At 48.1% G+C, this 4,217-nt stretch carries 2 protein-coding genes; one reads left to right on the top strand and one right to left on the bottom strand.

Going from position 1 to position 4,217, the window contains the following annotated elements:
• Positions 1-247: 247 nt before the first annotated feature.
• A complete protein-coding gene (cas1, locus tag NG792_RS16895) occupies positions 248-2,407 on the bottom strand; it encodes a CRISPR-associated endonuclease Cas1 (RefSeq protein ID WP_261236156.1) in 2,160 nt (719 codons plus the stop codon).
• A 128-nt stretch (positions 2,408-2,535) separates the two neighbouring features.
• Here cas1 and NG792_RS16890 point away from each other — a divergent pair, with 128 nt between their 5' ends.
• Entirely contained in the window at positions 2,536-3,888 is a 1,353-nt protein-coding gene (locus NG792_RS16890; RefSeq protein WP_261236155.1) for a TIGR03985 family CRISPR-associated protein, read from the top strand.
• Positions 3,889-4,217 lie beyond the last annotated feature (329 nt).

Below are 4,217 nucleotides of genomic sequence, written 5' to 3'. Positions count from 1 at the left end.
GGGAATTCCACTCCGTCTTGAAGGGACACCCCTCCGGTGGAGGGGAATTCCACTCCGTCTTGACGGGACGCCCCTCATGAGGAGGGGAATCAGCATGGATCCCCTGGGAGATAAAAGGACGAGGAACCGCCCAAAACCCCGATGTCTATTTCCAGGGGAATCAGGCTGTATCCCTTGGGAGATAAAAGGACTGAACAATGCCAAAATGAATTGAGCCAGGAGAATGAAACAGCCCTAGTTTCTGATGTCAGTCCACTCGAATAAAGGACTCGTAGGGAATTCCCTGGAGTAGGGCTTTTTTGTAGCGCTGTACTTGGAGTTGAATGACGCGCCGGTAGGATACTTTGTCTTTGATGTCGGGATGGGAAATTTTGAGGGAAATTCGGTCTTCAAAGTGTTTGAGGAAGACGCGCCGTCCGGAGTCGGTTAAATAAATTCCGCCTTCTGGATTGGGCCAGGTAAAATCGGTGGGGCGTAGAATTTTTTGGTTGACGAGTTTAATCATGAGGGTATCGACTATGGGGGAGCGAAATTCTTCCATGAGGTCAAAGGCGAGGCGGGGTTCTTTTTTCTCGGAACGGTGCAAGTTGCCGATATAAAGGTTGAGTCCTTCGGCTAAAATTAAGCTGAGAACATTGTTAAATAGCAGGGTATAACCGAAGCTCAAGAGGGAATTTACGGGGTCTTTGGGCGGGCGACGATTGCGTTCGGTAAAGGTAAAGCCCGGATTGGTAATGAGTTGTCCGAGGGCTTGAAAATAGCGGGTAGCGGCGACTCCTTCATACCCGCGCAATTCATCTAAGGTTAGGTGGGTATTCTCGATCGCTATCAAGTCGCGAGTGATGCCGGTAATGGCTTCGAGGACTTGGGGAGAACTCCGTTTGCGATTTAGTTTGAGCAAGTAATTTTTAGAGTTTCTCAGTTTCCCTTGGACGATCGCCCGGGCGGTTTCCATCTGAAATCCCGCATCTTCTTCCCAGTGAAACTGGGCGGATAAGGCTTTGATATCACACAATTCAGCAGGCCATAAATGCCCTTTGTACTGACCCAACTGAGAGAGGAAAATGAGGGGAATTTGGGAATTTAAACAAACCCCAATGGCAGCCGTAGAAATTTGGATGTTGCCAAAAATCAAGATTCGGTCTACTTCCCGAATGGGAATTTCTACGGTTTGTCCCTGGGGTGGTTTAACTCGAAATTGGCTTTGTTCTTTGGTTAAAACAGCCCCTTGTTCGACTAAATACAATGTAGACATATCTGGCTTCCAAATTAGTTCATCAGAGGTAATGGGGATAGATTTCTCTTCCCGGACGGCATAGCCCAATACCACAAATAAGGGTGGGGGAATGGGGCGTTTTTCGGCTTTCAATGCTGCTAATAAAGCCTGTTTCATGGGGAGCGCCTCGTTCATGCCGGAAAACCTGACCCCACTCCCCTGCCCCTCTCCCCTTGGCAAGGGGAGGGGGGTGAACGTTGGTTGGGGAAGGGTTTCGGCATGAACGAGGCGCAAGTTACTGGCGGGACGGGGGGTGACTTGCGGTTCTACGGGGGGGTTAATGGGGACAATTAAATCCCCGGCAAATGCCTGTCCCAGAAAGCGAAATCCGTGGTGAAAGTTGGTGATTTGAGTTTTCTGGGGATGTAACTGCAAGCCGATTCCGTCCAGAATTTGGCTAATTTCCTGTTGTGCGGCGATAATCTGCTTTTGACTGCGGGCCATGACGACAAAATCATCGGCATAGCGCACGAGTTTTAAGCCAGAATGGGAGATAATTTCATCAAAATCATCGAGATAAATATTCGCGAGAATGGGGGAAATTGTTGCTCCTTGGGGGAGACCTTTTTCGGGTAAGATTAATCCGGCATTGGTGAGAATTCCGGCATTTAACCAACTGTCAATTAAAGACAGGACCCAGGGCAAATTTAAGCGTTCTGCCACTTCTGCCAGCAGTCGGGGATGTTGGACATTCTCAAAATATTGGATAATATCTGCATCCAACACCCAGTCATAATCGCGATCGCGCCAGTAAGCGACTTGGCGGACTGCCTGAAGGTGGCTACGTCCCGGACGATAAGCAAAACTACAGGGTTCAAAGTGGGGTTCGATTTGCGGGTACAATACCTGCAACAAGGCTTGCTGAACGATGCGATCGCGCAGGGTGGGAACTGCCAAACTGCGCCAACTGCGATCGGGTTTGGGGATAAAAAATTGCAGCAGAGGCAAGGGACGATAGGTGCCCTGGGCCAAATTCTGCCGTAACTGGGCCAAATTGCGCTGACAATGACTGGCAAAACTGGTAATTGTCTCGCGATCGACCCCGGCACAACCTTGATTTTCGGCAACTTTTTGCCAAGCGGATTGGAAGTTCAACGGGTCCAGAAACTGAGTCCAGAGGGTTTGATTCATCACCCACCTACTACGGAAGATTCTTCCAAGGTAATCATGGGTTGGAAGCATTTATTTCCAATGGGGTTTGGAAGTCTAGGTTACCAATTGTGGAGTAATCTAAAGTCAGGATTAAAGGATAAAAAATCATGATTTACCCTACTTTTTGCGCCCCTCCGACGGTAGAACTGCTGCAATGGTTGGCGCGGGGTTCTTTGAAAAAGAACTTTCTGAAAGCGGTGCGTTTATGGGTGCATTTGCAGTTACTCTATGGCGAATCTGACTCTCGCCTGGGGATAGTTCACCCTTTTACTTATGCCGATTGGCGCAATAGTTTTTTTTCGGAGTCTCATCCCCGGGGTGAATCCATTCCCCTCCTGCATGATTGCGATTGTCCTTGTGGGCGAAGTGCGGCATGGTGGCTATTTGATGAGGTGAGGGGTTGTTCTGAGTGGGAGTGGCGAGAATCCCTGGCTCAAACTGCTTGTATTCCAGATAATTTAGAGGAATTATTAGAGTCGCGCTTGTTTGGATTAACCCGGCGATCGCTGGCGGCAGATTTGACAACTTTAGCGGAACTGGGCTGTTTAAAAAAAGGTCACCGCAGCCAATATGAGAAGGTGCAAAACTGGCCCCGGGGAATGATAGCCTGTTCTCCTACTTTCACCCCATCTGAACGGGCGATTACCTACAATTTTTTACAACCAGATTTAGCAGCAATAGCGGACAACTTGTCTCAAGAATTAGGGGGATATCCGCGATTTTTCTTGCAAGTGGAGTATGTGGTTCCCAAGACGACCCTAGATGCGATCGATGATTTGCAAGAAGAACTCAAACAACTGTGGCAACAGCATCCCATTCCCCCAGTTTTGCTGACTTATAACAGTGCCAAACTGGAAAGAATGGTGGAATGTGCGGTCTATCCGGTTTGCATTTACTATGTGCAAAGGGCGGTGTATTTAGTGGGATTTGGTCGCAATCCCCCGGGGGAAGTGAACTGGTACAATTATCGCTGCGATCGGATCGATAATTTAGAACCCCTTCTTTGGAATGACCCCCGCATTCCCCAACAGTTAATCCTAGATTATCAAAACCAAACCTTACCCACTCCAGACTACATTCAAGACCAAATGTCCCAAGGGTGGGGATTTGATTTCTATCAACCCAAACTCCTGATGTTATTACGTTTTGACCCCCGCCATCATCGCCGCTACATTGAAGATACGGAACGCCATGAAACTTTTGAATTTGTCAGTTATAAACAGGCGGAACAGTTAATTAAACAAGAGGCATCCCCAGAGGAAGGTCAAGAGTTATTAAATATTCTTAACCAACGGTCGGAAACGGATGCTTATTATCAGGCATTTTATCGAGAAGGTGACCCTAATGTGCTGATGAGATTAAATGCGTGGCGTCCTTATGTTGAGGTATTTTTACCCTGGAAGTTAAAGGAAAGAATGGCGCGAGATGTGGGTCGGGAATGGGGGTTTTATGGGGGTTAGAATAGGTGGCGTTCTATTTCAAAAGCCCTCCCCTTGGCAAGGGGAGGGTTGGGTGGGGTTCTTCTCTAGAATTCGTCTCCTTTGCAAGGACCGGAGAGGTTATTTTATAGTGAAGAATTAAATCTTTTGTTCTCTCTTAAACGTGGGGACCCCACCCTAACCCTCCCCTTGGCAAGGGGAGGGGACCGGAAGTGGATTAACTCTTATTAATGGGTTTAAATTGGCCCTAACTAATCAAATCGAAGGCACTATTTAAACGTGGGGACCCCACCCTAACCCTCCCCTTGGCAAGGGGAGGGGACCGGAAGTGGATTAACTCTTATTAATGG

The sequence above is a fragment of the Laspinema olomoucense D3b genome, assembly GCF_025370785.1.
Classification (GTDB): domain Bacteria; phylum Cyanobacteriota; class Cyanobacteriia; order Cyanobacteriales; family Laspinemataceae; genus Laspinema; species Laspinema olomoucense.
Note: the sequence above shows the minus strand (reverse complement) of the source record. Positions and strands in the feature narration are given on the sequence as shown.

Bases quoted from the DNA above. Each gene is read 5' to 3' on its own strand.
- NG792_RS16890 (WP_261236155.1), top strand. From the start codon at position 2,536: ATGATTTACCCTACTTTTTGCGCCCCTCCGACGGTAGAACTGCTGCAA.
- cas1 (WP_261236156.1), bottom strand. From the start codon at position 2,407: ATGAATCAAACCCTCTGGACTCAGTTTCTGGACCCGTTGAACTTCCAA.